The sequence below is a fragment of the Sphingomonas sp. EU05-FHT14C10 genome (assembly GCF_058790595.1).
In genome coordinates this window covers 1-3,881 of record NZ_JBYTEN010000044.1, presented here as the reverse complement: position 1 = coordinate 3,881, position 3,881 = coordinate 1, and the positions used below count along the sequence as shown (strand labels likewise).

Sequence of the window (3,881 nt, the reverse complement as noted above, 5' to 3'; positions counted from 1 at the left end):
CTCCCCCACCCGGCCTCCCATCCAGGATACACTCTGTGGGAGGCCGGGTGGGGGAGCGGGCCGGTGCCGCCGAGAGTTCAGCGCAGCGCGGCGCAGGCCTGCTGGATGCGCGTGCAGGCCTCGATCAGCACCGCATCCGACGTGGCATAGCTCACGCGGAAACCCGGGCTGAGGCCGAAGGCAGCCCCGTGGACGGCGGCGACGCGCACATCGTCGAGGAAATAGTTGATCAGCGCTTCGTCGCTGTCGATCAGCACGCCCTTGGGCGTCGTCTTGCCCATGCAGCCCGCCGCATCGGGATAGACGTAGAAGGCGCCTTCGGGTGTCGGGCAGATGAGCCCTTCGGCCTCGTTGAGCATCCCGACCACGAGGTCGCGGCGCTTGCGGAAGGCTTCCTGCCGCACGGCGAGGAAGTCCTGCGGCCCGTTGAGCGCCGCCACCGCCGCCGCCTGCGCGATCGAGCAGGGGTTGGAGGTCGACTGCGACTGGAGCTTCGCCATCGCCTTGATGATCCACGCCGGGCCGCCGGCATAGCCGATGCGCCAGCCGGTCATCGCATAGGCCTTGGAACAGCCGTTCACCGTCAGCGTGCGATCGTAGAGATCGGGGCAGACTTCGGCGATCGTCGCGAAGGGATAGTCGGCGTAGAAGATATGCTCGTACATGTCGTCCGTCAGGATCAGCACTTGCGGATGACGGCGCAGCACTTCGCCCAGCGCCTTCAGATCCTCGCCCGAATAGGCGGCGCCACTGGGGTTCGACGGCGAGTTGAGCAGCACCCAGCGCGTGCGCGGGGTGATCGCCGCCTCAAGCTGCTCGGGCGTGATCTTGTAGGCCTGGTCGGCCCCCGCCGCGATGAACACCGGCGTGCCGCCCGCATAGGCGACGATATCGGGATAGCTGACCCAATAGGGCGCGGGGATGATCACTTCATCGCCCGCATCCACGGTCGCGACGAGCGCGTTGAACAGCGTATGCTTGCCGCCGACGTTCACGCTCACCTGATTGGCGGCGTAGTCGAGCCCGTTGTCGCGCTTGAACTTGGCGCGCACGGCCGCCTTCAGCTCGGGGATGCCGTCGACCGCCGTATATTTGGTCTTGCCCGCGCGGATCGCTTCGATCGCTGCGTCCTTGACGAAATCGGGCGTATCGAAATCGGGCTCGCCAGCCGACAGGCCGATCACGTCGACGCCCTGCTGCTTGAGCTCGAGGACGCGCCCGGTCATGGCGAGCGTCGCCGAGGGCTGGATACGGTCGAGGGCAGCGGACAAGCGAGGCATTGCGGTTCCTTCTGTTGCAGCGCGGGGGCGCTATAACCCAAGGATGCGCGCGGGCAACAGGCCGCGCAGCGCGTTTCCGATCAAAAAACCGCCGGCAAGGTCGGCAGGCGTCAGATCGGCCTCGATCGCGCGGCCCTCGTCGATCAGTTCGGCCCGCAGGATTCCCGGCAACAGGCCGCGCGCAAGCGGCGGGGTGAGCAGCATGCCCCCGCGCTCGACGAACAGCGAGGTGAAGCTGCCTTCGGTAAGAAAGCCCTCGGGATCGGTGAAGACGACCTCGAAGGCCGCGGCGGCGCGGCGGGCGTCGTCGTAGAAGGCGCGATCGGTGGTCTTGTGACGCAGGCGGAAATCGGCGCCCTCGACAGGCAGCGGCGCAACCGCGACGCCGACCGGCTCAGCGGGCATGGCGGGCATGGAGCGAACCTCGACCGCCATCTCGCCGCCGCGCCCGGCGATCAGGCGCACGCGCGCCGGCTTGCGCAGGCGGAAGGTCGCGGCTTGCAACTCGTTGCGCACATCGTGGCGATCGAAGGCAAAGCCCAGCGCATCGGCGCTCGCCTTCATCCGGGCCAGATGGCGGTCGAGCTTCAGCAGGCCTTCCTCGGGATCGAAGGCCATCGTCTCGATCAGGTCGAAACGCTGCGGTGAAGCCACGAACCCTCCCTTGCCCAGGCACTCGCGCCACTCGTCGGCCGGATCGCTGTCGGCGACGATCCCCGACCCCAGCCCGAGCGACGCGACGCCCTCCCCCGCGCTCAGGTGCCCCGCCCTCAGGTGCAGCGTGCGGATCGCGACATTGAACGCCGCATCGCCGCCGGGATCAAGCCTGCCGATCGCACCGGTGTAGATGCCGCGCGCGCGCTGTTCGACATCGGCGATGATCTCCATCGCGCGGATCTTGGGCGCCCCGGTGATCGAACCACAGGGGAAAAGCGTCGCAAGTGCGTCGATCGCATCCCGATCTTCGGCGAGCCGCGCCTCCACGGTCGAGGTCATCTGGTGCAGCGTCGGATAGGTCTCGACCGCGAACAGCTCGGGCACCGCAACGCTGCCCGGTGCCGCGACGCGCGACAGGTCGTTGCGCAGCAGATCGACGATCATCAGATTTTCGGCGCGCTGCTTGGGGTCCGCGCGCAGCCTTGCGATCGCGGCTTCGTCGTCGGCTTCGCGCGGCGCCGTGCCCTTCATCGGGCGCGTGACCAGGCGGCCGTCCTCGAGCGTGAAGAACAACTCGGGCGACAGCGAGACCAACCAGTCCTCGCCGGTAAAGACCAGCGCGCCGTGCCCCGCCTGCTGGCGTTCGCGCAACCCGGCATAGGCCGCGCGCGGATCGCCGGCGAAAGGCACGGCGCAGTCGAAGGTCAGATTGGCCTGATAGATGTCGCCCGCCGCAATCGCGCGCTGCACCGTCGCCACCTGCGTCAGATAATCGGCGCGTGCGACAGCCGGCCGAGGTGAGCCTACATAAGCGCCCGCCGGATCGGGTAGCCATTCTGTGGGATCAATGGATTCCGCGCGCTCGAACAGAGCGAACCACAAGAGCGGCAGCGCCGGCTTGTCGCCGACCCCCGCCAGCCGCGGCTCCAGCGCATGCCCCGCCTCATAGGCCAGGAAGCCGGCGGCATGGAGCCCCGTACCCCGCAGCCTTTCCAGCGCCGGACGCACCTCTTCCGGCCGGTCGGCGCGAACGATCGCGACCGGATCGACGTAGAGCAAAGCCTGCCCCCCGGGGCGGGCATCGTCGAGAAGGACAAAGGGCCGGTCGCTGCGCACGCGGGGGCCAAAGCGGGTTTCGCGCGCGAACGCAACTCTTGCGCCGCATCACCGGGCGCGCCATGTCGAGCATCATGTCGACGCCCCCGATGAGAGCCGCGATCGTGCCCGTCACGCCGCTCCAGCAGAATTGCACGCTTTTCTGGTGCACCGAGACCAACAAGGCGGCGTTCGTCGACCCCGGCGGCGATCTGTCGAAACTGAAGGCTGCCGCGAAGCAGGCCGGCGTCGATGTCGAGAAGATCCTCATCACCCACGGCCATATCGATCATTGCGGCGAGGCAGGAACGCTGGCGAAGGAGCTTGGCGTGCCGATCGAGGGCCCGCACGAGGCCGATCGCTTCTGGATCGCGCGCCTCGATGAGGATGGCCGCAAATATGGCGTCGACGGCCGCGTCTTCGAGCCCGACCGCTGGCTGACCGACGGCGAGCAGGTGACCGTCGGCAATCTGACGCTCGACGTCATTCATTGCCCCGGCCACACGCCCGGCCATGTCGTCTTCCACCACGCGCCGTCGAAAGTCGCGATGGTCGGCGACGTGCTCTTCCAGGGATCGATCGGGCGTACCGATTTCCCGCTCGGCAATCACCAGGACCTGATCGATTCGATCACGAAGAAGCTATGGCCGCTGGGCGGCGACACGCATTTCGTGCCCGGGCACGGTCCGATGTCGACCTTCGCGCACGAACGCGCGACCAACCCGTTCGTCGGCGATCGCGTGGTCGCTGCTGGTTGAGAATGCGCCTTTGGCGCATTCGCGGCGCCAGCCCGCTCCCCCACCCGGCCTCCCACAGAGTGTATCCTGGATGGGAGGCCGGGTGGGGGAG

General features: G+C 67.9%; 3 protein-coding genes. 1 reads left to right on the top strand and 2 read right to left on the bottom strand.

Annotated elements, in window-relative coordinates; translation table 11 throughout:
- Nucleotides 1–77: 77 nt before the first annotated feature.
- Nucleotides 78–1,280 carry a pyridoxal phosphate-dependent aminotransferase gene (locus AC3WT0_RS19790; RefSeq protein WP_492755119.1) on the bottom strand — a complete coding sequence of 401 codons (1,203 nt, stop codon included), beginning with the start codon at nt 1,278–1,280 and terminating at the stop codon, nt 78–80.
- Nucleotides 1,281–1,310: 30 nt separating this feature from the next.
- Complete coding sequence (gene pabB / locus AC3WT0_RS19785; protein WP_492755118.1) at nt 1,311–3,053, bottom strand: aminodeoxychorismate synthase component I; 1,743 nt, start codon at nt 3,051–3,053, stop codon at nt 1,311–1,313.
- 74 nt (nt 3,054–3,127) lie between these two features.
- On the opposite strand from pabB, the gene AC3WT0_RS19780 reads away from it, so the two are divergent.
- Nucleotides 3,128–3,790, top strand: a complete 663-nt coding sequence (locus tag AC3WT0_RS19780) for an MBL fold metallo-hydrolase (RefSeq protein ID WP_492755117.1) — start codon at nt 3,128–3,130, stop codon at nt 3,788–3,790.
- Nucleotides 3,791–3,881: the final 91 nt, after the last annotated feature.

What these genes read in the sequence shown, in the direction of transcription:
- AC3WT0_RS19790 (WP_492755119.1), bottom strand. Translation starts at nt 1,280, where the DNA reads ATGCCTCGCTTGTCCGCTGCCCTCGACCGTATCCAGCCCTCGGCGACG.
- AC3WT0_RS19780 (WP_492755117.1), top strand. Translation starts at nt 3,128, where the DNA reads ATGTCGACGCCCCCGATGAGAGCCGCGATCGTGCCCGTCACGCCGCTC.